We start from the raw sequence: 25,267 nt of genomic DNA on the forward strand, positions 1-25,267 counted from the left end.
CTCATGATCGCCCCAGCAGGAGTAGCGGGCGGCCGGGCGGGAAGAGAGGGCTGGCATGGGAACGGATGCGAACCACGAGCGACCGGTCGGCAGCCCGGCGGCCTCCGTCGTGCACAGCCTGCACGAGCGCAAGGAGACCCTGGCCACCGTCGAGTCGCTGACCGGCGGCCTGCTCTCCGCCTCGATCGTGGAGATCGCCGGGGTGAGCAGCGTCTTCCGCGGCGGGCTGGTCACCTACGCCACCGAGCTGAAGTCGGTGCTGGCCGGCGTACCGGAGGACCTGCTGGCCGAGCGCGGGCCGGTCGACCCGGACGTGGCCGCCGCGCTCGCCGAGGGCGGGCGGCGCCGCTGCGGCGCCGACTGGGGGCTGGCCACCACCGGCGTGGCCGGACCGGAGCCGCAGGACGGCAAGCCGGTCGGCCTGGTGTACGTGGCCGCCGCCGGGCCCGGCGGCTGCGAGGTGCGCCGGCTCGACCTCGACGGCGACCGCGAGTACATCCGCGGCGCGGCCGTGATCGAGGCGCTGCGGTTGCTGGCCGAACGGATCCAGACCAGCGGCGGCGTCGAGCAGCCGGCGGACGCCGGCGATCCGGCCGGGGCGGGACGCCGGTGAGCCGGGCCACGACACGCCCGGGTGCGGGCGCGCCGGGCCGGGGCACCCGGGCCCGGCCGGTCGGGCGGAACGCCGGAATTGAAGGGGTGGGGCGGGATGTCGGCGGGCCCGGCAACGGGTACGGTTGCGGGAAGGCTCCGGCGGACGACGCCGGCGCCGGGAGTGGACCGCCACGCCCGGCGCGGCACGCCCGGCCGGAGATGGTGGTCCCGTCTGGGGGAGGTGCGATGGTCCTGCTACGCCGAGTGATCGGTGACGCACTGCGGGCGCGCCGGCAGGGGCAGCACCGCACCCTCCGCGAGGTCTCCTCCGCCGCCAACGTGAGCCTGGGCTACCTCTCCGAGATCGAGCGCGGCCAGAAGGAGCCCTCCAGCGAGCTGCTGGCGGCGATCTGCGACGCCCTCGGCGCCCGCCTCTCCGAGCTGCTGCGCGAGGTCAGCGACACGGTCGCACTGGCCGAGCAGATGCCGGGGGTGCTGGTGCCGGTCGCCGACGAGCCCACGCCGGTCACCGCGCCCGCGGTGCGCGCCACGACCAACCGGGGCGTCCGCCAGGTCACCTCGGACGGCTCGGTGGCGGTCCAGGTGCGGCAGGACGGGCCGCTCAAGGCCACCCTGCGCAGCACCCGGGTGCGCCCCGCCGAGCGGGACGTGGTCTGCGCCGCCTGACCCGACGCGCGCCATGGCCGCCGGTGGCGTTCGCCGCGTACTGTTGATCAGGGTCGTCCGGGTGCCGGGCTGGCGCCCGACTGGGACGATGGAGGCACACCGCGCGGCCCGCCCCTCGACCGGGGCGAGGTGACGCGACGCTACTGAGGGGACTGGGCGGAGATGGCGAACCCGTTCGTCAAGGGTTGGAAATACCTGATGGCGCTCTTCGGCGCGAAGATCGACGAGCACGCCGACCCTAAGGTGCAGATCCAGCAGGCCATCGAGGATGCCCAGCGGCAGCACCAGGCCCTGGTCCAGCAGGCGGCCGCGGTGATCGGCAACCAGCGTCAGCTCGAGATGAAGCTCTCCCGGCAGATGTCCGAGGTCGAGCAGCTCCAGGCGAACGCCCGGCAGGCCCTGGTCCTGGCCGACCAGGCCCGCGCCAAGGGGAACGAGACCGAGGCCGGGCGGTACGAGCAGTCCGCCCAGCTGCTCGCCAGCCAGCTGGTCTCCGCCGAGCAGGCCACCGAGGACCTGAAGACGCTGCACGACCAGGCGCTCGGCGCGGCCGCCCAGGCCCGCAAGGCGGTCGAGAACAACTCGATGATCCTCCAGCAGAAGCTGGCCGAGCGCACCAAGCTGCTCAGCCAGCTGGAGCAGGCCAAGATGCAGGAGACCGTGGCCCGCTCGCTGGAGTCGATGTCCTCGCTCACCGCCCCCGGCAGCACGCCGTCGCTGAACGAGGTCCGTGACCGGATCGAGCGCCGGTACGCCGACGCGATGGGCCGGGCCGAGCTGGCCGGCAACTCCGTCGAGGGCCGGATGCTGGAGATTCAGAAGGCGACCCTGGACACGGCCGGCTCGGCGAGACTGGAGCAGATCCGGGCGAGCATGGCCGGCGAGCAGCTCGCCGGCCGGCAGGACCGGCCCGCCGTCGGGCAGGGGCAGGGCGCCCCCGCCGACCCGGCGGCGGCCGCCCGGCTCGACGAGATCCGGTCCACCATGAGCCGGGAGCGCCCCACCGGCGAGAGCACCACCGGCTGACCCACGGGGAGGGGACGATGGCGGACGAACGGGCCCGACACTTCCGTCGACTGCGCCGGCTGCGGCGCTCCGCGAGGCGGTGGAGCGTGCTGGCCGGTGGCCTCGGTGGTGCCGCCGCCGTGCTCACCCCGTACGCCGGGCTGGGCCTGCCGGACGCGGCCTGGGCCGGCGCCGCGGGCAGCGCCGTCGCGTTCGCCGCCTGGCGCTGGATCGATCTGCGGGCGCTCGCGGCCGCACCGCCACCGCCCGCCCTCGACCCGGCCCAGGCCGCCGCCCGCTCCCGGGCCCGGCTGGTCGCCGCCGTCGAGCGGCTGCCCGTCGGCCCCGGCGTCCTCGCCGAGGTACGCCGGGTCCGGTCCCGGCTGGCGCTGCGCGGCACCGCCGCCGGCGAGGCGTGGGCCCGGCTGGACCGGGCGTCGTTGACCCTGGCCGGGATGGCCGGCCGGCTGAGCGGGCTGGCCGAGCCGGCGGTGCAGGAGGCGACCGAGGCCGACCACTCGCTGCGGGAACTGGCCTGGCGGGTGGCCAGCATCGAACGCGCCCTCCGGCTCGACCGCCAGGGGCCGCTGGCCGAGGTGCACGCCACCCTCACCGCCCAGTTGGAGAGCGGGGTCGACGCGTACGAGCGGCTGGTGGTGGCCGCCGCCGGCTACCTGGCCGAGGACACCCGCCCGGCCACCGAGCACCCGGCCGCCGCCCGGCTCACCGAGGCCACCGACCTGCTGCACGGGGTCGCCGCCGCGCTGGCCGAGCTGCGCCCCACCGCGCCGCTGCGCACCCGCTGAGCGCGTCCCGCCCGGTCAGTCCGGGGTGCGCACGGCGGTCACCGCCGTCCAGCCGGAGGCGCCGACGACGTTGTACGACCGGATCCGGTAGTGGTAGGTGGTGCCCCGGGCCAGCCCGGTGTTGGTGAACCCCCGACCGGTCACCGTGAAGGTCTCCACCCCCTGGCCGAAGGCCGGGTCGACGGACCGCTGCACCACGAACCCGGCGCCGGCGCCGGTGGGCGTCGCCGACCAGCTGAGAATGACCGTGGCGGTGTCCGGGGCGGGCGCGTTGGCCGCGGCGGTCACCCCGGTCGGCGCGGCCGGTCGGGGCGGGGTGGTCACCGTGGCGACCGTCGACCACGGGGACGCGGCGCCCAGATAGGTGGTCCGCACCCGGTAGTAGTAGGTGGTGTCCGGGGCGACGGCCGGGTCCAGGTGGGCGTCGCCGACCATGATGGCGGTGGTGCCCGGCCCGCTGCTGAACGTCGGGTTGGTGGCCCGCTGCACGTCGACGCCGGTGGCGAAGGAACGGTTGGCCCAGCGCAACGCCACCCGCAGCGGCGCGGCCGGCGGCACCGTCGCGGTCAGCTTCCCGGGCGCGGCGAGCTGCACCGACGCCGGGACGCTGTTCGACCAGGACGAGCAGCTCACCGCGTTCTCCGCCCGGATCCGGTAGTGGTAGGTCACCCCGGGCGTCACGGTGGCGTCGGTGTACCGGGTGGCGGTGGCCGCCACGGTGATCTCGGTCAGCCCGGCCGCGAACGCGGCGTCGGTGGCCCGCTGCAGCAGGTGGCTGGTGGCCGGCGGGCGGCTGCCGTTGCCGGTCCAGGTCAGCGCGATGGCCGGCAGCGCGGTGGCCGAGCCCGGCGCGGGGACGGCGGTGAGCCCGGTCGGGGCCCTGGGCGCCACCCGCAGCACCAGCGGCCGGCTCATGCCCTGGTCGCGCAGGCTCGCCGCGCGGGTCCCCCAGCGGTACTCCCAGCCCAGGTTGACCAGCTGGTTCACCACGGTGGCCGGCCGCCCGTCGACCGGGCTGACCGGGCTGGCGTCCAGCCGCGCGCCGACCGGCCGGGTCGGGTCGAGCAGGCGGACGCTGTCGCCGATCTTGAAGGGGAGGCTGGGCGGGACGGGGCGCAGCGCCACGATCACGTCCTCCCGCGGGTTGACCCGGACGGTGTCCTTCCAGCCCAGCTCGCCCGGCTCGGGCGGGCGGATGGTGCCGTCCCAACCGACCCGGTTGACCACCTGCACGTCGCAGCCCTCGACGTGCATCGGATGGGTCCGCGGCGCGTCGCCGACGATGCGCCAGAGCTGGGTGCCGTCGGCCGGGCCGCCCAGCGCCGCCGTCGGGTCGGTGGCGTACAGCACCTCGGTGGCCGGGTCGGTCGGCCCGAGCGGCAGGACGGCCGGGGTGACCGGGCCGGCGAGCGGGTGCCCGACGCCGAGCCGTCCCACCGCCCGGCCGTGCCGGGGCTCGAAGACCTGCCCCACCGACTTGACGGCCAGCGGCAGGGTCACCGGGGCGGCCGCGCCGGGCGGGGTGAACTCGACCGTGGTGGCGCGCGCCGGGACCAGCGTCTCCCGGGGCGTACGGGTGCCGAAGGCCGCGTCGTAGGCCGGCTGCGGCACGATCGGCGGGCGCTGGCTCTCCGCGTACGCGGCGGGCAGCCGGGCGGCGAGCCGGGCCAGGTCGTACGGCTCCGCCGGGGTCCCGGTGACCCGGAACTGGAGCAGGGTGCGGGTGTTCGGGCCGTACCCGGGCCGGGTGGTGGGCGGCCCGCCGGTGGCGGTCCGGTCCGGGGCGTCGGTGTGCTGGTCGTAGCGGGGGTCGAACCGGGGCAGCGGCGCCGGGCAGTCGTTGTACAGGATCAGGGTGCTGCCCGGCGGGACGGTGGCGAAGTCGACCAGCACGTCGGCCCGCTCGCCGGGGGCGAGCAGCAGGGTGTGCCCGTCCACGTTGAGCGCGGTCGGGTCCTGCCGGTCGTACCGGAAGCCGATCGGGCGGTTCACCAGCAGCACCGGGGCGGGCAGCAGGCCCCCCTCGTTGCCGATCTGGATCAGGTCCGGGCCGGCGGCCCGCGGGTCGGGCACCCCGCCCTCGCGCCCGTCGGTGGGCCAGTACGCCGGGCGGCCGGTGGCCCGTACCGCCTCCACCATCGGCACCTCCCCGGCCTCCAGCTCGGCGGGCCGGACGTCGTCGGTCCACATCGGCTCGTCCGAGCAGGCCCGGTAGAGCTGGAGGTTGAGGCTGCGGTCCGGGCAGGCGTTGAGGATCCGGAACCGGTACGCCCGCGGCTGCACCTCCAGGTACGGGTAGGCCACCCCGTTGACCAGCGGGGTGTCGCCGTACGCCTCCGGCACCGCCGACGGGTGGGGCACGCCCGGCGCGAGCGGCGGCTCGTCCGGTTCGGCGACCGGATCGTGGTGCGGGTTGGGCACCGGGGCCACCCACGGGCTGCCGCCGCCGTCCGGGTCGTGCGTCCACGGGCCGTAGTCCCAGCGGCCGGTGGGGTTGCCGCCGGTGCTCCGGTAGGGGTTCTGCCGCGGCTGGTAGACGTGCGGGTGCCAGAGGCTGCCCTTGGCGCCCCAGCGGTCCCGGTCCCAGGTGGGGTCCGCCGCGGCGAGTTGGGCGTCGTCCGGCACGAAGGTCTTGTCCTCGATCACCAGCGGCAGTTGGTCGGCGGGGAGCACACCCTCGTCGACCAGCCGTTCCTCGGCCGGGTCGGTGAGCAGGTAGACGGCGAGCTGCCCGGCGTAGACGGTCAGCCGGGACAGCCCGAGGGTGTTGTCGCGCAGCCACATCAGCCGGCCGCTCTGCTCGTTCGGGAAGTACAGCGTGGTGGCGCCCGCTCCCGGCGGCGGCATGTCCGGCACCGGCGTGACACCCACCCCGGTCGGGTACGGGGTGATCTCGCCGGCCGGGGTCACCCACTGCCACGGGTTGCCGGCGCTGATCCAGCCGGTCTGCGCGCCGTCCAGGTGGGGCACGGCCCGGTTCTGCGGGTACGGCGCCGGCCCGTCCAGCGGACCGGTCCCGGCCCCGTCGAGCGTCTCGTCGACCGGCAGGAAGAGTTCCCCGGCCCGGCCGGTGGGGAGCTGGTTGATGAACTTGATCCGGACCGGCCGGCCGCGCCGCGCCATGATCACCGGACCGAGGTGCCAGGGCCGGTCCGGCGGTCCGACGGTGTTGTGCCCGGCCGGGTCGGTGCCGAGGTTGAGCTGCCGGTAGCCGCGCAGCCGGGTGGCCGGCAGGTCCCGGTGCAGCCGCTGCGCGTACTCCTGCAAACCGATCTCATAGTAGTCGCAGCCGGGCCAGGTGATGGTGTCCGGCACCGCGACCGGCAGCCGGGCGCCCGGCCCGGCGGTGCCCGGCGGGCCGGGCAGCGGCAGCGCGTCGACGAACTTGCGGATGCCGGTGCCGGGCACCGGGCGGCCGGCCGGGTCCAGCGCGGGCCGCGGCGAGCCGGCGAAGTTCGGCACCGGCCCGAAGCAGCGCGGCACCGCGGCCGGATCGAGGCTGGCCGGCGCGGGGGTCGCCGGCTCCTCCTCGGCGCTGCGGGTGGCGGGCACGGTGGGCGCGTGGTCCTCGGCGGTCCGGGCGGCGCGGTCCGCCCAGCCCGGTCGCTGGAGTCTGCGGAACAGGGCCATGGCTCTCCCCGGGATCGGGGCGCGCCCGCCCTCCACCCCGGCGTGCCGGGCGTACGCGCTGCTGACGATCGGTGAGCACTCCACCGCAGCATGCGACGCCGATCGGTGGCGAGGGAAGTACCCAATCGTCCGTTTCTCGGGGGAAACTTGGCGGTTCGTGGAACTTCCACGGGTCGGGCCGCCCGGTCAGTGGGGCGAAGCAGGTCTTCGGCCCGGACCGGCGTCAGGAGCGGTCCGGCTGGCACGCCGGGCACCAGTAGGTGACCCGGTCGCCCAGCTCCTCCTTGCGGATGGCGGTGCCGCAGCGCCGGCAGGGCTGGGCGCGCCGGCCGTACACGTAGCTGGTCTGCCCCCGGTGCAGCGAACCGGTGGTGCTCTGCGCCCAGCGACCCCGGTTCGCGGCCAGCAGCCGCTGCGCCAGGGTGACCGTGCCGGCCAGGTCGGGCACCGCCCGCACCGGCGTCCACGGCGAGAGCCCGCGCAGGAACAGCACCTCGCACTTGTACAGGTTGCCCACCCCGGCCAGGTTGCGCTGGTCCAGCAGGGCCTCGCCGATGGTCTCGTCCGGGTGGGCGGCCAGCCGGCGGACCGCCTCGTCCGGGTCCCAGTCCGGTCCGAGCAGGTCCGGCCCCAGATGGCCGACCAGCGACCCCTCCTCGGCGGTCGGGATCAGCGCCAGCTCGTGCAGGTGGTAGCCGACCGCGACCGCGCCGGGGGAGCGGAGCACCACCCGGATCAGGTGCGCCGGCCGGGCCGCCCACCGCTCGCCCGGTGCGTACGCCCGCCAGGCGCCGTCCATCCGCAGGTGCGAGTGCAGCGTCCAGTCCGCCCCGCCGGCCGCCGGCGCGGCGGTGAGCCGGAGCAGCAGGTGCTTGCCCCGGCTGGCCGACTCCCGGACGGTCCACCCGGCCAGGTCCGTGCTGGCGAGCTGCGGCACCCGGAACTCCGAGCCGGTGAGCCGGGCACCGGCCAGCGCGCGCTGGAGGACCCGCGCGGTGTTCCAGACGGTGTCGCCTTCGGGCACCTCCCCATCCTCCCGCACCGCCCGCCGCCCCGCGCGCCGCCGGTTGACCCGGCCGAACCCGGGCCCCGCGCGCCGCCGGCCCGCCGCCCCGCGCGCCGCCGGGTGGCCGCCCGTGCCGCCGGTTCGCCGCGCGCGCCGTGGGCCGGGTCGTCCGCGCCGGGTGGCCGCGGTGCCGGCGGTCAGCCGCTCGCGCGGACGGTGACCAGGTCGCCGGGGGCGAGGCCGAGCAGGTCGGCGGCCCGGCCCCCGTGCACCGCCACCGCCACCAGGTCGGCGGAGTCGGCGAAGAGCACCAGCGCCCCGGCGGGGGCGTCCCCGAAGGTCCGGCCGCGCACGGCCGGCTGGTCCGCCACCAGCGGCCGGTCCCCGACCTCGTCGAGCAGCCCCGGCTCCGCCGCGAGCTGCACATTGCCGAAGTGGTCGACGGTGAGCACCTCGGCCGTGAACCCGCCGGCCACCCGGCGCAGCACCGGTGGTGGCAGCCGCACCAGCGTGGCCGGATCCACCGGTGGGCCGGCGTCGGCCGGCGGCGCCCCGCCGGCCAGCCGGGCCGCGACCGGGGCGAACACGTCCCGGCCGTGGAAGGTGCGGGACACCCGCGGCGCCAGCCAGCCCGGATCGGTCAACTCGACGGCCGAGGTGACCCCGCCGAGCGCGGTGGCCGCCGGCAGCAGCAGGCCGTTGTCCGGCCCGACGAGCAGACCACCCGGGGTGACCAGGGTGACGCCGCGGCGCGCGGTGCCCACGCCCGGGTCGACCACTCCGATGTGGACGCCGTACGGCAGGTGGGGCACGGTCTGGGCGAGCACGGCGGCGCCCCGCCGGACGTCCCCCGGCGGCACCAGGTGGGTGATGTCGATCACCCGGGCGGCCGGCGCGATCCGGGCGATCACCCCGTGGCAGGCCGCCACGAATCCGTCGGTCAGGCCGTAGTCGGTGGTCAGCGAGATCCAGGCGGTCGGGGTCATGCCGGCAGGCTAGCGGCTGGGCCGGTCGCCCCGGACCGGCATCCGCGACCGACCGACCGGCCGGTGCCGGGCCGGCCGAGGCGTCCGGCACACTGCCGGGGTGACGAAACGCCTTCGCCTGTTGTCGACCGCCGCCACCGTCCTCCTCGCCCTCGGGCTGACCGCCTGCGGCAAGGACTCCGCCGACCGGGACGGCGGAGCCTGGGCCGACGGCCAGTCCAAGGCGCCGGCGACCAGCCCGGCCGCTCCGGACGAGGCGCCGAACGCGGCCGAGGGCCGCCCGAAGGGCAAGCCGACCGAGAGTCCGTCCACCCCGCCCTTCACCATGCCGACGAAGGCCGACGGTGCCCCGTCCGCCCGGCGGGTGGTGGACGCGTTCAAGGCCGCCGGGCTGGCCGTGCCGAACCTGCGGGACCGGACGAAGGACTGCGGGCCGGACGGCAAGGGCATCGGCTGCGCGCAACTGGTCGCCACCGACGCCGTCTCCGTGTACGTCTTCCCCGACGAGGCCTCGGCCACCAACCAGACCGCGATGTGGGGCAGCGACGCCTTCCGCAAGGGGGCGGTGGTGCTGAGCTACCTGGGCACCCGGACCTCCACCACCGAGCGGAAGCGCTACGACGAGGTGCTCACCAAGCTCGCCTGAGCCGGGCTCAGCCGCCGCTCCAGCCGCAGTTCGTCGTGGAGCGGGATGCGGTCGGCGCCGGTCAGCGGGATGCTCGGCTTCAGCGCGCGGGCGCGGTCCACCGCGCCCGCGTCCACCCCCACGAGACGCAGCCCCCGACGCTGGTAGAACCGCAGCGCGGCGAGATTGTCGTTGGTCGTGACCAGCCACAGCCGGTCCGCCCCGGCGGCCAGCGCCACCGCCTCGGCCCCGGCCAGCAGGGCGGTGCCGGCGCCCTGCCCCCGGCCGGTGGCGGCCAGGCTCACCACCTCCAGCCCGTCGGCGTCGACCCGGTAGACCAGCGCGCCGGCCAGCTCGCCCGCCCCGTCCAGGGCCACCAGGGTGGGCAGCTCCCGCAGGTCGTAGCGGGTGTCGTGGACCACCACGTACGGGCCGCCCCATTCGCGCCCGTGCAGCGCCGCCAGCCGCTCGCGGTCGCCTGGCTCGGCGGGTCGTACCCGGATCGGCCGCATCACGCTGTCCTTTCCCGTCGTCAACCGCGCAGGCGCAGGCCGCGTGGGGTGGCGCGGAAACCGGCGGCGGTCAGCGCGTCGCGCAGCGGCGACGAGTGCACCGCCTCGCCGTCGGCGCGCTCGACCGAGATCGCCCCGAGCGCGCCGGAGTGCACCGCGTCGGCGAGCGCCTTGCCGCCCGCGGCGAGCACCTCCGGGTCGTCGGTGAAGGAGAGGATGGTGCGCCCGCCCCGCTCCACATAGAGCACGAGGTCGCCGCCGATCAGCACGACCAGCGCGCCAGCCTTGCGACCGGCCCGGTGCCCGGTCGCCGGCGCGGATCCGTCGCCGGAGTCGACCACCCGTTCCGGCCAGGGCAGCGCCGCGCCGTACGGGTTGGCCGGGTCGGTGGCGGCGAGCACCACGGCCGCCCCGCCCCGGCCCCGGGCCTCGCCGGCCGGGTCGGCCAGGGCCCGGATCCGGTCGACCGCCCCGGGCACCGCGAACTGCGCGGCGCCCAGCCCTTCGACGAAGTAGCCGCGCCGGGCCGCGCCGCGCTCCTCCAGGGCGGCCAGCACCGGGTAGACCGCCGCGAAGCCGCCGGTCACCTGCTCGGCCATGACCGCGCCCCGGGTCACCACACCGTGCCGCTCCAGCAGCAGGTCGGCCAGGGCGGCGGCCCGGCGGGTGGGGTCGAGGTCGCGCTCGGGCAGCCGCGACCAGCGGCCGGCCACGGTGGGCGGCCCACCGCGGCTGGGCAGCGCGACCCGGCCGGGACGCCGGTAGCGGGTCCGGGGCGCGGCCGGCCGGGACCGGTGCGCCCCGCCGCCGCCGAGCACGGCCCGCAGCGGCGCCAGGGTGTCGTTGGTGAGGTGACCGGCCCAGACCAGATCCCAGACCACGCCGGCCAGCGCGGTGTCGTCGGTGGCGCCGACCCGGTCGGCGAGCGAGCGGAAGAAGAGTGCCTGCCCGTCGCCGAGCGCGTCGAGCACCGCCTCGTGCAGCGGGGTGAGCGCCAGCGCCTCCTCCGGCGGCGCGAGCAGCAGCGGTGCGACGTCCGCGTACGCCAGGCTGACCCAGCCGTCCCCGCCGGAGATCGCGCCGGAGCCGGCCCAGACCACCTCCCCACTGGCGCAGAGCTCGTCGAGCTGGGCGGGGCTGTAGTCGGCGACCCGGGCGGGCAGCACCAGCCGTTCCAGCGCCGAGGCGGGCACGGCGGCCCCCTGCAACTGCTCGACGGCGGCGGCCAGTGCCTCCACTCCCCGCGCCGACGAGCCGACCTGCTGCCAGCGGGGCAGGAAGGTGGCCAGCGCCCGGGGCGGCACCGGCTCGATCTCCCGGCGCAGCGCGGCGAGCGAACGGCGGCGCAGCAGCCGCAGCACCTCGGCGTCGCACCACTGGGTGCCGACGCTGTCCGGCGCGAACTCGCCGGAAACCACCCGCCCGGTGGCGGCGAGCCGGCGCAGCGCCTGCTCCACCACGAAGACGCCGAGCCCGAACCGGGCGGCGCAGGTCGCCGCCGCGAACGGGCCGTGGGTGCGGGCGTACCGGGCGACCAGGTCGCCGAGCGGGTCGGCCACCGGCGTCAGGTACGCCTCGGCCACCCCGACGGGCAGCGCCACGCCGAGCGCGTCGCGCAGCCGGGCGGCGTCCTCCACCACCACCCAGCGGTCCTCGCCGGCGATCCGTACCCGCAGCACCCGGCGGGCCGCGGCCAACTCCTCCAGCCAGCCGACCGGCGCACCCCGCTCGGCCAGCTCGGCGTCGCCGAGGTCGCCGACCACCCGGAGCAGCTCGACCACGTCCTCCGCGTCGCGGGGGCGGCGCTGCTCGGTCAGCCAGCGCAGCTGCCGCTCGGTCTCGGCGAGCACCGCCGGGTCGAGCAGCTCCCGCAGGTCGACCCGGCCGAGCAGCTCGCCGAGCAGCCCGGAGTCGAGGGCCAGCGCGGCGGCCCGGCGCTCGGCCAGCGGCGCGTCGCCCTCGTAGAGGAACGCGCCGACGTAGCCGAAGAGCAGCGAGCGGGCGAACGGCGACGGGCGCTCGGACTCCACCTCGACCAGGCGCACCTTGCGGGCGGCCAGATCGCGCATCAGCCCGGCCAGGGCCGGCTGGTCGAAGACGTCCTGGAGACATTCCCGGGCGGCCTCCAGCGTCACCGGGAAGTCGGCGTACTCGCGGGCCACGTCGAGCAGTTGGGCGGCCCGCTGGCGCTGCTGCCAGAGCGGCTGGCGGCGGCGCGGATCGCGGCGGGGCAGCAGCAGGGACCGGGCCGCGCACTCGCGGAACCGGGACGCGAACAGCGCGGAGGTGCCGACGGATTCCTCGACCAGCTGGGTGATCTCGTCGGGCTCGAAGACCACCACGTCGGCGCCGGGCGGGGTCTCGGCGGTGTCCGGCAGCCGGACCACGATGCCGTCGTCGGAGGGCATGACCTGGGCGTCCACCCCGTAGCGCTCGGCCAGCCGGCGGCCGATGGCCAGCGCCCACGGCCCGTTGACCCGGGCGCCGAGCACCGAGTGCACGGCGAGCCGCCAGTCGCCCAGCTCGTCGCGGAACCGCTCGACCACCACCGTGCGGTCGTCGGGCAGCGACCGGGTGGCCGCCTGCTGCTCGCGCAGGTAGGCCAGCAGGTTGCCGGCGGCCCAGTCGTCCAGCCCGCCGGCCCGCAACGCGGTCGCCGCGTCGGCGTCGGACTGGCGCAGCAGCGCCCGGACCCGGGCGCCGATCGCCCGGCCCAGCTCGACCGGGCGGCCGAGCTGGTCGCCCTTCCAGAACGGCATCCGGGCGGCCTGGCCGGGAGCGGGGGAGACCAGCACCCGGTCGGGGGTGATCTCCTCGATCCGCCAGGACGACGAGCCGAGCAGGAAGACGTCGCCGACCCGCGACTCGTAGACCATCTCCTCGTCCAGCTCGCCCACCCGGGCGGCGCGTTCCGCGCCGGCCAGGAAGACGCCGAACAGGCCTCGGTCGGGGATGGTGCCGCCGCTGGTCACGGCCAGGCGCTGCGCGCCGGGCCGGCCGGTGAGCAGGTCGGTGGCCCGGTCCCAGACCAGCCGGGGGCGCAGCTCGGCGAACGCGGTCGACGGGTAGCGCCCGGAGAGCATGTCGAGGACCGCGTGCAGCGCCGAGTCGGGCAGCTCGGCGAAGGGAGCCGCCCGGCGGACCAGCACGGCCAGGTCACCCACCCGCCACGGCTCCAGGGCCACCATGGCCACGATCTGCTGGGCCAGCACGTCGAGGGGGTTGCGCGGGTAGTGCAGCTCCTCGATCGCGCCGGTGCCCATCCGTTCGGCGACCACCGTGCAGGAGAGCAGGTCGCCGCGGTGCTTGGGGAAGACCACGCCCCGGGAGACCGCGCCGACCTGGTGCCCGGCCCGGCCGACCCGTTGCAGGCCGGCGGCGACGCTGGGTGGCGCCTCGATCTGCACCACCAGGTCGACCGCGCCCATGTCGATGCCCAGCTCGAGGCTGGAGGTCGCCACCACGGCCGGGAGCTGGCCGGACTTCAGCGCCTCCTCGATGTGCTTGCGCTCCTCCCGGGAGACGCTGCCGTGGTGCGCCCGGGCGATCACCGGCGGCGCGCCGGCCGCGGCCCCGGACTGGGCCATCACCTCCGCGGGCTGCCGGGGCGCGCGCAGCGGACCGACCGGCCCGCCGAACGCCTCCGCGCCGCGCGGCCGGCCCGGGCCGGGCCCGCCCGCCGGGCCGCCGTCGCCGCCCGGCGGGCCGTCGTCCCCCGACAGCACCTCGGATACGCCTACCGGCTCCCCGCCCCGGGCCACCCGGCCGCCGTCCGGAGCGACCGCCGCCGCCAGTTCCTCGGCGGCCAGTTCGTTGAGCCGGGCGCAGAGCCGCTCGGCGCTGCGTCGGGAGTTGGTGAAGACGATGGTCGACCGGTGCGAGCGGATCAGCGCGAAGACCCGTTCCTCCACGGCGGGCCAGATGGAGGCGCGCCGGGGCCCGAGCCCGCCGAGCTCGTCCTCGGGCGGCTCCTGCTCGTCGAGGCGGGTCATGTCCTCCACCGGGACCTGGACGCTGACCTCGATGGTCTTGCTGCTGGGCGGCTGCACCACGTCGACCGGGCGGGCCCCGCCGAGGAAACGGGCGCAGGCGTCGATCGGCCGGACGGTGGCGGAGAGGCCGATCCGCTGGGCCGGCGCGTCGAGCAGGGCGTCCAGCCGCTCCAGGGAGAGCGCCAGGTGGGCGCCGCGCTTCGTGCCGGCGACCGCGTGCACCTCGTCGACGATGACCGTCCGGACGCCGCGCAGCGAGTCCCGGGCCGCGGAGGTGAGCAGGAGGAAGAGTGACTCCGGCGTGGTGATGAGGATGTCCGGTGGGGTGCGTGCGAAGGCCCGCCGCTCGTCGGCCGGGGTGTCGCCGGTGCGCATGCCGACGGTGATGTCGGGCGGGGCGAGGCCGAGCCGGGTGGCGGCCTGCCGGATCCCGGCGAGCGGGGCGCGCAGGTTGCGCTCCACGTCGACGGCGAGCGCCTTGAGTGGGCTGACGTAGAGCACCCGGCACCGGTGCCGGGCCTCGGCCGGTGGCGGCTCCTTGGCCAGCCGGTCGAGCGACCAGAGGAACGCGGCCAGGGTCTTGCCGGAACCGGTGGGGGCGACGACGAGGGCGTTGCGGCCGGCGGCGACCGAACGCCACGCGCCGGCCTGGGCGGCGGTCGGCGCGGCGAAGGCGGCGTCGAACCACTCCCGGGTGGCCGCGCCGAACTCGGCCAGCACCGCCCTGCTCCGGGTCACCTCGTCCGCCACGTCCTCCATCCTGCCCCGGCGGTCCGACAATCGGTCCCCGGCCTGGTCCGGTTCTTCCGGGCTCGATGGCTTGCGCGCCAAATGAGGTGTTACTAGCGTTAAGTCTTACTTAACTGCTTGCTTGTACGGCACAACATAAAGTAACTTCACCCGCAACGCAGCGGCGGGGGAGGCATGGATGAGCGTCGAGGAGCGGGGCTCGGGAGCCGGCACCGACGTGCTCATCCGGAAGGTCGACGGCCACCTCGCCGCGCTCCGCGCCGGCCTGCACGGCCCCGAGCTGCAGCTCGCCGAGGAGCTGGCCCACTGCCTGCGCGAGTTGGTCGTCGCCACCGCCGGATCCAGCGCCGCCGACCGGGGCCTGGTCCGCGCCGCGGTGCACTACTTCGTCCTGCGGCGGGAGAGCCGGGGCGCCCAACTGCCGGTGCGCTCACTGGCCGCCGCGCAGCGGGTGGTGAACAAGGCCGTGCTCCAGCTCGGCCGCCCCGACCTGCTGGTGGAGACCCGCCGCGACCGCACCGCCGCCGACCCCGCCCTGCGCTGACCCGGGGCGGGCGGGCGGGGCGGGTTTCCGGAAAAACGCCCGGCGGCCGGCGATCTGACGTCTGATCGGTCTGGCCGCAGCGTGCCCGGCGCGCGGTCACCTCGACCTGGAGTACGCGTGCTCGTCCTGCTGATCCTGCACCTGGTGGCGGCCCTGCTGGCGCCGCTGCTGGTGCGCCGCTGGGGCCCGCGCGCGTGCTACCCGCTCGCCGCCGCACCGGCCGCCGCGGTCGGCTGGGCGATCGCGCACACCGGCGCGGTCCGGCACGGCGGCGCGGTGGTCGAGACGTACCCCTGGATCGCCCAGCTCCAGCTCGACGTGGCGCTGCGGGTCACCACCCTGTCCTGGCTGATGATGCTGCTGGTCGGCGGGGTCGGCGCGCTGGTGCTGGTCTACTCCGCCCGCTACTTCCACGCCGGCTCGATCGGGCTGGCCCGGTACGCGTCCATCATGGTCGCCTTCGCCGGCGCCATGATCGGCCTGGTCGTCTCCGACGACCTGCTGCTGCTCTACGTCTTCTGGGAACTGACCACCGTCTTCTCCTACCTGCTCATCGGGCACAGCACCGAGCGCCGGTCCAGCCGCTGGGCGGCCGTCCAGGCGCTCACCGTCACCACGCTGGGCGGGCTGGCCATGCTGGTCGGGTTCCTGCTGCTCGGCCAGCACGCCGGCAGCTACCGCTGGTCCGTGATCACCGCGGTGCCGCCGCCCACCGGCGGGTACCTCGTCCTCGCCGTGCTGCTGGTCCTCGCCGGGGCCCTGGCGAAGTCCGCGGTGTTCCCGTTCAACGCCTGGCTGCCGGTGGCGATGGCCGCGCCCACACCGGTCAGCGCGTACCTGCACGCCGCGGCGATGGTGAAGGCCGGGGTGTTCCTGATCGGGCTGCTCGGCCCGGCGCTGGCCCCGGTCGGCCCGTGGCGGCCGGTCACCGTGGTCGCCGGGCTGATCACCCTGGTTGCCGGCGGCTGGGCGGCGCTGCGGCAGACCGACCTGAAGCTGCTGCTGGCGTACGGCACGGTCAGCCAGCTCGGGCTGCTCACCGTGGTGCTCGGCATCGGCACCCCACAGGCGGCCCTCGCCGGCGTGGCGATGCTGCTGGCGCACGCGCTGTTCAAGGCGGCGCTCTTCCTCGTCGTGGGCCTGCTCGACCACAGCGCGGGCGGCCGTGACCTGCGGGAACTCTCCGGCCTGGGGCGTTCCGCGCCGGCGCTGGCCACGGTCGCCGCGCTGGCCGCCGCGTCGATGGCCGGGCTGCCGCCGCTGCTCGGCTTCGTGGCCAAGGAGGCCCTCCTCGCCGCGTTCACCGACCAGCCGCTGGTGCTCGCGGTCCTGGTCGCGGGGACCGTGCTGACGGTCGCGTACAGCATCCGCTTCGTCTGGGGCGCGTTCGCCTCCCGGCCCGGCGTGCCGGCCACCGACCTGACGCGGCCACCCGCCGCGATGTTCGTACCCCCGGCCCTGCTCGCCGTCGCCGGGCTGGCCGCCGGCCCGGCCGCCGGCTGGGTCGGTGGGCTGCTCGACCCGTACGCCGCCCGGTTCGGCCCGGTCGAGGAGCACCTGGCGCTCTGGCACGGACCGACCGCGGCGCTCGGCCTGTCCGCCGTCGCGGTGACCGGCGGCGTGGTCCTGCACCTGGTCCGGGGCCCGCTGGCGCCCGCGCTGGCCCGGCTCCGCTTCCCGGTCGGCGGCAACCAGGGGTACGAGTGGATCACCCACCGGTTCGACTGGTTGGCCATCGAGGTCACCGGCGCCACCCAGCGCGGCGCCCTGCCGCAGTACCTGGGCACCATCCTGCTCGCCCTGGTGCTGGTGCCCGGCACGGCCATGCTGACCACCCGGCCGTGGCGGGTCGGGCTGGCGGTCTGGGACAGCCCTGTCCAACTGGTGGTGTGCGTGGTGATCGCGGTGGCCGCGCTGATCGCCGTCGTGGCCCGGCGCCGGCTCACCGCGATGCTGCTGGTCGGGGTCACCGGTTACGGCACCGCGATGATGTTCGTGCTCTACGGCGCGCCCGACCTGGCGCTCACCCAGTTCCTGGTGGAGACCGCCACCATCGCGGTGTTCGTGCTGGTGCTGCGCCGGCTGCCGGAACGTTTCTCGGCCCGGCCGCTGCGCCGCAGCCGCTGGGTGCGCCGGACGATCGGGCTCGCGACGGGACTGGTGGTGGCCGGCCTCACGCTGGCCGCCGCGGGCGCCCGCCGGTTCCCGTCGATCTCGCTCGCCTTTCCCGACCTGGCGGTGGCGCAGGGCTACGGCCGCAACGTGGTCAACGTGACCCTGGTGGACATCCGCGCCTGGGACACCATGGGGGAGCTGTCGGTGCTGGTGGTGACCGCGACCGGGGTGGCCAGCCTGATCTTCGAGCGGTCCCGCACCGGGCCCCGGCCGCGCCGTCCCCGACCGGCCGCTGTCCGCCGCGACGGGCCGACGGTGTGGCTGCGCGGCGGCAACACCCTGCACGCCCGGCGCCGCTCGATCGTCTTCGAGGTGGTCACCCGGCTGATCTTCCACACCGTGCTGCTGCTCTCCCTGTTCCTCCTCTTCAGCGGGCACAACGCGCCCGGCGGCGGGTTCACCGGCGGCCTGGTCGCCGGCCTCGCGCTGACCGTCCGCTACCTGGCCGGCGGCCGGTACGAACTGGCCGAGGCCGCGCCCGTCGGGGCCGGAACCGTGCTCGGCGCGGGGCTGGGCGTGGCGGTCGGCGGCGGGGCGCTCGGGCTGCTGCTCACCGGGGACGTGCTGCAGAGCGTCAAGGTGGATTTCTGGCTGCCCCTGATCGGCCACGCCTACGTGGTCACCTCGCTCTTCTTCGACATCGGCGTCTACCTGGTGGTGGTCGGGCTGATGCTGGACATCCTGCGCAGCCTCGGCGCCGAGGTGGACCGGCACGTCGAGGCGGCCGGCGAGCCGGCCCGCGGCCTCGCCGTGCAGCCGGAGGGGGGACCGGAGGTGTCGCCGTGAGTCGGGGCGCCGCGGGGCCCACCCTGGTCCTGGTGATCGCCGTCGGGGTGCTCGTCGCCACCGGCGTCACGCTGGTGCTGGAACGCAGCCTGACCCGGATCCTGCTCGGGGTCATCCTGCTCGGCAACGGGGTGAACCTGCTGATCCTGCTCGCCGGCCGGTCCGGCGCGGCGCCGCTGGCGGGCACCGTGCCGGCCGCCCAGATGAGCGACGCGTTGCCGCAGGCCATGGTGCTCACCGCCGTGGTGATCACGTTCGGGTTGACCGCGTTCCTGCTCGCGGTGGCCTACCGCAGTTGGTACCTGACCGGCGACGACGAGGTGCAGGACGACCTGGAGGACCGGCAGGTCGCCCGGCTCGCCGACCGCAACGAGGTGGCCACCGCGGACCTCGGCGGCGAGGGGCCGGACAACGACCCCGAGCAGGTGGACCCCGAGCCGGCGCTGCGCCGGCTGCGCCGCCGCGGGAAGCACCCGTGAGCGCGAGGAGTGAGCCGGTCCTGCGAGCCCCGCAGTCGCGAACAATGGTGGCCCCGTGAGCGCGAGGAGTGAGCCGGTCCTGCGAGCCCCGCAGTCGCGAACAGAGATGGGCCCCGTGAGCGCGAGGAGTGAGCCGGTCCTGCGAGCCCCGCAGTCGCGAACGAAGGTGACCCCGTGAGTCCCGCCCTGGTGCCGCTGCCGGTGGTGGTGCCGCTGCTCGGCGCGGCGCTCACCCTGATCCTGGCCAACCGGCCCCGGTTGCAGCGGTCGGTCAGCGTGCTCGGGCTGCTCACCACCCTGGTGGTCGCGGTGGCGCTGCTGGTCGAGGCGTACCGGCACGGGCCGCTCGTGGTGCAGGTGGGCGGCTGGCCGGCGCCGGTCGGCATCGTGCTGGTGGCCGACCAGTTGGCGGCGCTGATGCTGGTGGTGTCGGCCGCGGTCACCCTCTGCGTGCTGCTCTACTCGATCGGGCAGGGCCGGGGGGAGACCAGCGAGGCCGCGCCGGTGAACATCTACCACCCGACCTACCTGGTGCTGACCGCCGGGGTGACCAACGCGTTCCTCGCCGGGGACCTGTTCAACCTCTTCGTCGGCTTCGAGATCCTGCTGGCCGCGAGCTTCGTGCTGATCACCCTCGGCGGTACCGAGGTGCGGATCCGGACCGGTTCGACGTACGTGGTGGTCAGCATCATCTCCTCGATGATCTTCCTGACCGCGGTGGGCCTGGTGTACGCGGCCACCGGCACCCTCAACATGGCCCAGCTCGCCGGCCGCCTGGACGCGCTGCCGGACGGCGTACGGCTGATGTTGCAGTTGATGCTGCTGCTCGCCTTCGGCATCAAGGCGGCGGTCTTCCCGGTCTCCGCCTGGCTGCCGGACAGCTACCCGACCGCGCCGGCCCCGGTCACCGCCGTCTTCGCCGGCCTGCTCACCAAGGTCGGCGTCTACGCGATCATCCGCACCGAGACCCTGCTCTTCCCCGGCGGCGACGTCGCCAACCTGCTCATGGTGGTGGCCGGGCTGACCATGCTGGTCGGCATCCTCGGCGCGGTGGCCCAGTCCGACATGAAGCGGCTCTTCTCATTCACGCTGGTCAGCCACATCGGCTACATGATCTTCGGGGTGGCGTTGAGCACCGTCGCCGGCCTCACCGGGGCGATCTTCTACGTGGTGCACCACATCACCATCCAGACCACCCTCTTCCTGGTCGCCGGCCTGGTCGAGGAGCGGGCCGGCAGCACCGACCTGCGCCGGCTCGGCGGGCTGGCCCGGGTCGCCCCGCTGCTCGCGGTGCTCTTCTTCGTGCCGGCCATGAACCTGGCCGGCATCCCGCCGTTCTCCGGCTTCCTCGGCAAGCTCGGGCTGCTCCAGGCCGGCGTGGCGGCCGGCGGGACGCTGCCCGGGGTGCTCGTCGGCGCGGGCACGCTGACCAGCCTGCTCACCCTCTACGCCGCGTCCCGGGTGTGGAACATCGCGTTCTGGCGGGCACCCCGGCTGGCCGTCACCGACCGGCCGGGCCGCCTGCCGAGGCTGATGGTGGGGGCCACCGCCGCCCTGGTGGCGCTCGGCGTGGGGCTCACCCTGGCCGCCGGGCCGCTGTTCCGGGTCACCGCGGACGCCGCCACCGACCTGCGCGAGCGCACCCCGTACGTGCGGGCCGTGCTGCCGCCGGAGGCCCGGTGAGCGCCGACCGGGCGGCGTCCCCGCCGGCCGGTGACGGGGCCGCCCGGCCGCCGACCGGGTGGCGCGGATGGCGTGGGCGGCGGCGCGACCAGGCCGCCGCGCTCGGCTGGCTGGTGGCCATCTGGCTGCTCCTCTGGGGCGACCTCTCCTGGGCCAACCTGCTGGGCGGCGTCGTCATCGGCGCGGCCGTGCTGCTGTTCTTCCCGCTTCCGCCGGTGACCTTCGGCGGCCGGTTGCGCCTCGGCCCGCTGCTGGTCCTGGCGGTCACCTTCGTCGGCGAGCTGATCAGCGCCAGCGTGCACGTGGCGGCCATCGCGGTCCGTCCCGGCTTCCGGCCGCGCGGCGCGATCATCGGGGTCCCGCTGCGGATCCGCACCGACCTCAACCTGGCCCTCACCGCCGAGGTGATCTCCCTGGTCCCGGGCACCCTGATCGTGGACGTGGACCGGGAGAAGGGCGTGCTCTACGTGCACGTGCTCGACGTGCGCGGCCCGAAGGACCTGGCCGGCAGCCGGGAGCGGATCCGCGACGTCGAGCGGCGCATCGTCCGCGCCGTCGGCTCCGCCGAGGAGGTACGCCGGCTGCACACCGGACCCGACGACCGGAGGACCCGACCATGACCACGCTGCTCGCCGTCGCGCTGACCGGACTGTTCTCGGTCACCGCGCTGCTCGCCCTGGCCCGGATCTACCGTGGGCCGTCGCTGCTGGACCGGATCGTCGGTGCCGACCTGCTGCTCTCCACCATGCTCGGCGCGGTCGGCGCGGAGGCGGCGATCAACCGGCACGCCGCCACCCTGCCGGTGCTGGTGGTGCTCTCCCTGCTGGGCTTCGTCGGCTCGGTGGCGCTGGTCCGGTTCGCCGTCCGGGAGGAGGTGTGACGGGCGCGGTGGCCGACTGGCTGGGCGGGGCCTGCCTGCTGGCCGGCGCGCTGCTCAGCCTGGCCGCCGGCATCGGGGTGATGCGCTTCCCGGACGTGCTGAGCCGGATGCACGCCGCCACGAAGCCGCAGGTGCTCGGCGTGCTGCTGCTGATCGCCGGTCTCGCGCTGCGGCTGCGTACCGGCTCGGACCTCGGCATGATCGTGCTGGTCGCGATCTTCCAGCTGGCCACCGCCCCGGTGTCCGCCCAGATGATCGGGCGGGCCGCGTACCGGTCCGGGCGGATCGACCGGGACCTGCTGGAAGCCGACGAACTGGCCGGGCGGTGAACCGGACGGGGAGCGGCTTCCCGGCACCCTCAGCGAACGTCCAGCGGTCACCGATAAAATGGCTGCATGATCGACTCCTCTGCCCAGGAGGGCAGCAGTAGCCGGCCGGGTCATACCCGGCATCCACTCGCCCCGACGGACCCGGGAGCCCTGAACCTCCCGTGCTGATCCTCGTGGGCCTCGCCCTCATCATCGTGCTCACCGCCGCCACCGGATACTTCGTGGCGCAGGAGTTCGGCTATGTCGCCGTGGACCGGGGCAAGCTCAAGCAGCTCGCCGACGGCGGCGACCAGCCGGCCGCCCGGGCCCTGGAGGTCACCGGGCGGCTCTCCTTCATGCTCTCCGGCGCCCAGCTCGGCATCACCGTGACCGCCCTGCTGGTCGGTTACGTGGCCGAGCCGTACCTGGGCGCGGGGTTGGCCGACCTGCTCGGCCTCGCCGGGCTCTCCACCACCGTGGCGCTGCCGCTGTCGGTGGCGCTGGCCCTGGTCATCGCCACCGTGGTGCAGATGGTTCTCGGCGAGCTGGCCCCGAAGAACCTGGCCATCGCCCGGTCCGTGCCGCTGGCCCGGGCGCTGGCCCGCTCCACCCTGATGTACCTGCGGGTGGCCGGCCCGCTGGTCACCCTCTTCGACCGGGCCGCCGTGCGGCTGCTCCGCCGGGTCGGCATCGAGCCGATCGAGGAGCTGCCCAGCGGCGCCACCCCGGAGGACCTGGAACAGATCATCGCCGAGTCCCGGGAGGAGGGGCACCTGGACGCCGCGATGTCCGACCTGCTCGACCGGGGTCTCGACTTCCGGGAGCTGACCGCCGGGGAGGCCATGGTGCCCCGGGTCGACGTGCACACCGTACGGGCCGACGAGCCGGTCAGCCGGGTCGTCGAGCTGCTCGACACGGGCCACTCCCGGTTCCCGGTGCGCGGCGCCGAGGGCGTCGACGACCTGGTCGGCGTGATCGGCATCGCCGACGTGCTCGGGGTGCCCCCGGCGCGGCGGGCCACCACCCGGGTGGGCGCGGTGGCCGTACCCCCGCTGCTGGTGCCCGAGACGCTGCCGCTGCCGACGGTGCTGGACCGGCTGCGGGTCGGCCACCGGCAGCTCGCCTGCGTGGTCGACGAGTACGGCGGCTTCGCCGGCGTGATCACGCTGGAGGACATCGCCGAGGAGCTGGTCGGGCCGATCCGGGACGAGGACGACCCGCCGGAGCGGGCGCCGGCCCGGCAGGACGACGGCTCCTGGGTGGTGCCGGCCCGCTGGCGGATCGACGAGGTCGCCGACAGCACCGGCATCGCGCTGCCCGAGGGGCCCGAGTACGACACCCTCTCCGGCCTGGTCATGCGGGAGCTGGGTCGGGTGCCCGAGGTGGGTGACCGGCTGGAGATCGCGCTGGCCGCCGACGGGGAGGAGCCGGCGCACGAGCCGCGCGCCCTGGTCGAGGTGCTGGCCGTGGACCGGCATGTGGCCGATTCCGTCCTGCTGCGGATGACCGCGGGCGAGCGTCCGGAGGACCTGGCATGAGCCCCGGTTTCGCGCTGTTCTTCTCCGTGGTGCTGCTGGCGCTCAACGCGTTCTTCGTGGCCGCCGAGTTCGCCCTGGTGGCGGCGAAGCGCTACCGGCTGGAGCAGTTGGCCGCCGGTGGCGGCCGGGCGGCCCGCGCCGCGCTGGACGGGGTACGCGAGCTGAGTCTGATGCTGGCCGGCGCGCAGCTCGGCATCACCCTGTGCACGCTGGGCCTCGGCGCGCTGGCTGAGCCGGCCATCGAGCACCTGCTCAGCCCGCTGCTGCACGCCGTCGGGCTGCCGGTGGCGGTCAGCCACGCGGTGGCGCTGGTGTTCGCGCTGGCGCTGGTGACCTTCCTGCACCTGGTGGTCGGCGAGATGGCCCCGAAATCGTGGGCGATCACCGACGCGGAGCGCTCGGCCACCCTGCTGGCGCTCCCGTTCCGCGCCTTCGCCCGGGTGGCCCGCCCGGTGCTGTCCGCGTTGAACGCGCTCGCGAACGCCGTGCTGCGGCTGGTGGGCGTACGCCAGCAGGACCAGCTCGCCCAGGTGCACGGCCCGGACGAGCTGCGCATCCTGCTGGAGCAGTCCCGCGAGCACGGGCTGCTCGGTGCGGAGCAGCACCAGATGCTGACCAGCATGCTGGAGTTGCAGGGCACCACGGTGGCGCAGGTGATGGAGCCGTTCGACCGGATCGTCACGGTCCGCCGGGACGACCCGGCCGAACGGATCGAGCACGTCTCGCGGGACAGCGGCCGGTCCCGGCTGGCCGTGGTGGACGCCGGCGGCGAGGTCTGCGGCCTGGTGCACGTCCGCGAGGCGGTGCGGGCGGTCACCACCGGCCGCCCGGCGATCGCCGACGAGCTGATGACCCCGGCGTTCACCCTGCCGGCCGAGGCCTCGGTCACCGAGGCGGTGGCGGCGATGCGGGGCCGGCAGGCCCAGTTGGCGCTGGTCCGCAACGGCGGCGGCCCGACCCGGCCGATCGGTTTCGTCGCCCTGGAGGACCTCCTCGAGGAGGTCATCGGCGAGTTCGACGACGAGACCGACCCGGTGCCCCGGGGTCGCCGGCTGCGCTGACCGCCTCCCTTCCGTCCGGCCGCCGGGTCACCACGATCCGGCGGCCGGCCCGTCTCCGGCCGCGCCGGCGCGCGGTCCGCCGGGGCGTCCGATCCGTCTCCGGGTGCGTTCGTGGTGGCTGGAGCGACGACAACCACCCCCACACCGAAGCGGCGGGCCGGGCAGGAGTGGCCGCCGGGCCACCGGGAATGCCGGCGGGTCGGGGAGGGGGTACGGGGGTGCGGCTGACCGGGGTGTCGTCGGAGTCGGTGTGGACCGGGCTCTCGGTGAGCACCACGCTCACCAGCCCGAGCACCCGCCCGGGCCTGCGCCTGCCCGGCCGGGTGACCCTGACGGCCGGCGGCACGGACGTCCCGGTCCGGCACGTCCGCCTCGGGCTGGTCGCCCAGGCGGAGCCGGCGGACCCGGAGGCGCCCCGCCGGCTGGTGCAGTACCACCAGGTGCCGATCGCGGGCCGGTTCGTGGTGCCGGCGGGACGGCGGCGGGCGGTCGATTTCGCCCTCCCGCTGCCCTGGGAGACCCCGGTGACCGTGTTCGGTGGGGTGCCGCTGATGAGCCTGCGTACCGGCCTGCGCACCGAGGTGTCGGTCGACCCCGATCTCGATCAGGGGGCGATGGTGCCGGTCTTCGTGCACCCGTTGCCGACCCAGCAGCACATCCTGGCGGCGCTGGACACGCTGGGCTTCGTCATGCGGCAGGCCGGGCTGCAGCACGGCCGGCTGCCCGGGGTGGCCCAGACGCTGCCGGTGTACCAGCGGCTCGGCTACTGGGTGGCCCCGCTCTACGCCGGGCCGATCACCGAGCTGGAGGTGATCTTCGTGACGAACGCGGCCGGGCTGGAGGTGGTGCTCTGGGTGGACCGCCGGCTCGCCCTGGCCGGCGTGACCCACCAGAGCATCAGCCGGTTCCGGATCTGGCACGCCGGTGCCGACCGGCGGGACTGGGTCGCCACCGTGGACGGCTGGCTGCGGCACGCCATCAACCGGCACGCGGCGGCTGCGGCGCACGCCGACTGGTCCGCCACGATCAACGAGTCCGCGCACGTCAGCCGCCCCCCGGACGAGCCGGTGGCCCCGGGTTACGGGCTGGGCGGCACGGCCGGTGGCGCCGGGGTCGGCGGCGGCGGCGGTGGCGGCGACGGCACCTGAGGCCGGCGGCCCACGCCCGCCGCCCGGTGGGCGGTGCCGGCGCCCGGGGCCCGGGCTTCCGTGGCCAGCCAG

At 75.8% G+C, this 25,267-nt stretch carries 20 protein-coding genes; 15 read left to right on the top strand and 5 right to left on the bottom strand.

What is annotated here, in order from left to right:
* Positions 1-55: 55 nt before the first annotated feature.
* From ACIBPB_RS20420 to ACIBPB_RS20435, 4 genes are all read left to right on the top strand, one after another.
* On the top strand, positions 56-613 hold the full coding sequence (locus ACIBPB_RS20420; protein WP_396841119.1) for a CinA family protein: 558 nt from the start codon (positions 56-58) through the stop codon (positions 611-613).
* A 227-nt stretch (positions 614-840) separates the two neighbouring features.
* Positions 841-1,281 carry a helix-turn-helix domain-containing protein gene (locus tag ACIBPB_RS20425; protein WP_396841120.1) on the top strand — a complete coding sequence of 147 codons (441 nt, stop codon included), beginning with the start codon at positions 841-843 and terminating at the stop codon, positions 1,279-1,281.
* A gap of 162 nt (positions 1,282-1,443) precedes the next feature.
* Positions 1,444-2,307, top strand: coding sequence for a PspA/IM30 family protein (locus ACIBPB_RS20430; RefSeq protein ID WP_357314934.1), 864 nt, complete (start codon positions 1,444-1,446; stop codon positions 2,305-2,307).
* A 17-nt stretch (positions 2,308-2,324) separates the two neighbouring features.
* Positions 2,325-3,092: a hypothetical protein gene (locus ACIBPB_RS20435; RefSeq protein ID WP_396841121.1), complete on the top strand. Its 768-nt coding sequence runs from the start codon at positions 2,325-2,327 to the stop codon at positions 3,090-3,092.
* A 15-nt stretch (positions 3,093-3,107) separates the two neighbouring features.
* Here the strand turns inward: ACIBPB_RS20435 and ACIBPB_RS20440 are convergent, their stop codons facing one another.
* From ACIBPB_RS20440 to ACIBPB_RS20450, 3 genes are all read right to left on the bottom strand, one after another.
* Positions 3,108-6,722 carry a multicopper oxidase domain-containing protein gene (locus tag ACIBPB_RS20440; RefSeq protein WP_396841275.1) on the bottom strand — a complete coding sequence of 1,205 codons (3,615 nt, stop codon included), beginning with the start codon at positions 6,720-6,722 and terminating at the stop codon, positions 3,108-3,110.
* 223 nt (positions 6,723-6,945) lie between these two features.
* Positions 6,946-7,746, bottom strand: a complete 801-nt coding sequence (locus ACIBPB_RS20445) for a DNA-formamidopyrimidine glycosylase family protein (protein WP_396841122.1) — start codon at positions 7,744-7,746, stop codon at positions 6,946-6,948.
* Positions 7,747-7,925: 179 nt separating this feature from the next.
* Positions 7,926-8,714, bottom strand: coding sequence for an S-adenosyl-l-methionine hydroxide adenosyltransferase family protein (locus ACIBPB_RS20450; RefSeq protein ID WP_396841123.1), 789 nt, complete (start codon positions 8,712-8,714; stop codon positions 7,926-7,928).
* A 100-nt stretch (positions 8,715-8,814) separates the two neighbouring features.
* Between ACIBPB_RS20450 and ACIBPB_RS20455 the strand changes: the two genes are divergently transcribed.
* Positions 8,815-9,360, top strand: coding sequence for a hypothetical protein (locus ACIBPB_RS20455; protein ID WP_396841124.1), 546 nt, complete (start codon positions 8,815-8,817; stop codon positions 9,358-9,360).
* Here the strand turns inward: ACIBPB_RS20455 and ACIBPB_RS20460 are convergent.
* Together ACIBPB_RS20460 and ACIBPB_RS20465 are read right to left on the bottom strand one after the other, a co-directional pair.
* Positions 9,330-9,851 carry a GNAT family N-acetyltransferase gene (locus ACIBPB_RS20460; RefSeq protein ID WP_396841125.1) on the bottom strand — a complete coding sequence of 174 codons (522 nt, stop codon included), beginning with the start codon at positions 9,849-9,851 and terminating at the stop codon, positions 9,330-9,332. The genes ACIBPB_RS20455 and ACIBPB_RS20460 overlap by 31 nt on opposite strands.
* Before the next feature lie 20 nt (positions 9,852-9,871).
* Entirely contained in the window at positions 9,872-14,602 is a 4,731-nt protein-coding gene (locus ACIBPB_RS20465) for a DEAD/DEAH box helicase (protein ID WP_396841126.1), read from the bottom strand.
* A gap of 169 nt (positions 14,603-14,771) precedes the next feature.
* Here ACIBPB_RS20465 and ACIBPB_RS20470 point away from each other — a divergent pair, with 169 nt between their 5' ends.
* The 10 genes from ACIBPB_RS20470 to ACIBPB_RS20515 all read left to right on the top strand — a co-directional run bounded on the left by ACIBPB_RS20470 (position 14,772) and on the right by ACIBPB_RS20515 (position 25,195).
* Positions 14,772-15,137 (top strand): hypothetical protein, encoded by a 366-nt coding sequence (locus ACIBPB_RS20470; protein ID WP_357314916.1) that lies wholly within the window; start codon positions 14,772-14,774, stop codon positions 15,135-15,137.
* Positions 15,138-15,254: 117 nt separating this feature from the next.
* Positions 15,255-18,098 (top strand): Na+/H+ antiporter subunit A, encoded by a 2,844-nt coding sequence (locus ACIBPB_RS20475; protein WP_396841127.1) that lies wholly within the window; start codon positions 15,255-15,257, stop codon positions 18,096-18,098.
* Positions 18,095-18,577: a Na(+)/H(+) antiporter subunit C gene (locus ACIBPB_RS20480; RefSeq protein ID WP_396841128.1), complete on the top strand. Its 483-nt coding sequence runs from the start codon at positions 18,095-18,097 to the stop codon at positions 18,575-18,577. Before ACIBPB_RS20475 ends, ACIBPB_RS20480 begins: the two co-directional genes overlap by 4 nt.
* Positions 18,578-18,751: 174 nt before the next feature.
* Complete coding sequence (locus ACIBPB_RS20485; protein WP_396841129.1) at positions 18,752-20,260, top strand: Na+/H+ antiporter subunit D; 1,509 nt, start codon at positions 18,752-18,754, stop codon at positions 20,258-20,260.
* Positions 20,257-20,880 (top strand): Na+/H+ antiporter subunit E, encoded by a 624-nt coding sequence (locus tag ACIBPB_RS20490; RefSeq protein WP_396841130.1) that lies wholly within the window; start codon positions 20,257-20,259, stop codon positions 20,878-20,880. Before ACIBPB_RS20485 ends, ACIBPB_RS20490 begins: the two co-directional genes overlap by 4 nt.
* Positions 20,877-21,140 (top strand): monovalent cation/H+ antiporter complex subunit F, encoded by a 264-nt coding sequence (locus ACIBPB_RS20495; protein ID WP_396841131.1) that lies wholly within the window; start codon positions 20,877-20,879, stop codon positions 21,138-21,140. The genes ACIBPB_RS20490 and ACIBPB_RS20495 overlap by 4 nt, the downstream gene beginning before the upstream one ends.
* Positions 21,137-21,469: a monovalent cation/H(+) antiporter subunit G gene (mnhG, locus tag ACIBPB_RS20500; RefSeq protein WP_396841132.1), complete on the top strand. Its 333-nt coding sequence runs from the start codon at positions 21,137-21,139 to the stop codon at positions 21,467-21,469. The genes ACIBPB_RS20495 and mnhG overlap by 4 nt, the downstream gene beginning before the upstream one ends.
* A gap of 161 nt (positions 21,470-21,630) precedes the next feature.
* A complete protein-coding gene (locus ACIBPB_RS20505) occupies positions 21,631-22,986 on the top strand; it encodes a hemolysin family protein (protein WP_396841133.1) in 1,356 nt (451 codons plus the stop codon).
* Positions 22,983-24,047 (top strand): hemolysin family protein, encoded by a 1,065-nt coding sequence (locus tag ACIBPB_RS20510; protein ID WP_396841134.1) that lies wholly within the window; start codon positions 22,983-22,985, stop codon positions 24,045-24,047. The genes ACIBPB_RS20505 and ACIBPB_RS20510 overlap by 4 nt, the downstream gene beginning before the upstream one ends.
* Before the next feature lie 218 nt (positions 24,048-24,265).
* Entirely contained in the window at positions 24,266-25,195 is a 930-nt protein-coding gene (locus tag ACIBPB_RS20515; protein ID WP_396841135.1) for a sporulation protein, read from the top strand.
* The last annotated feature ends 72 nt before the right edge of the window (positions 25,196-25,267 follow it).

The sequence above is a fragment of the Micromonospora sp. NPDC049836 genome, from assembly GCF_044465125.1.
Taxonomy (GTDB): Bacteria; Actinomycetota; Actinomycetes; order Mycobacteriales; family Micromonosporaceae; genus Micromonospora.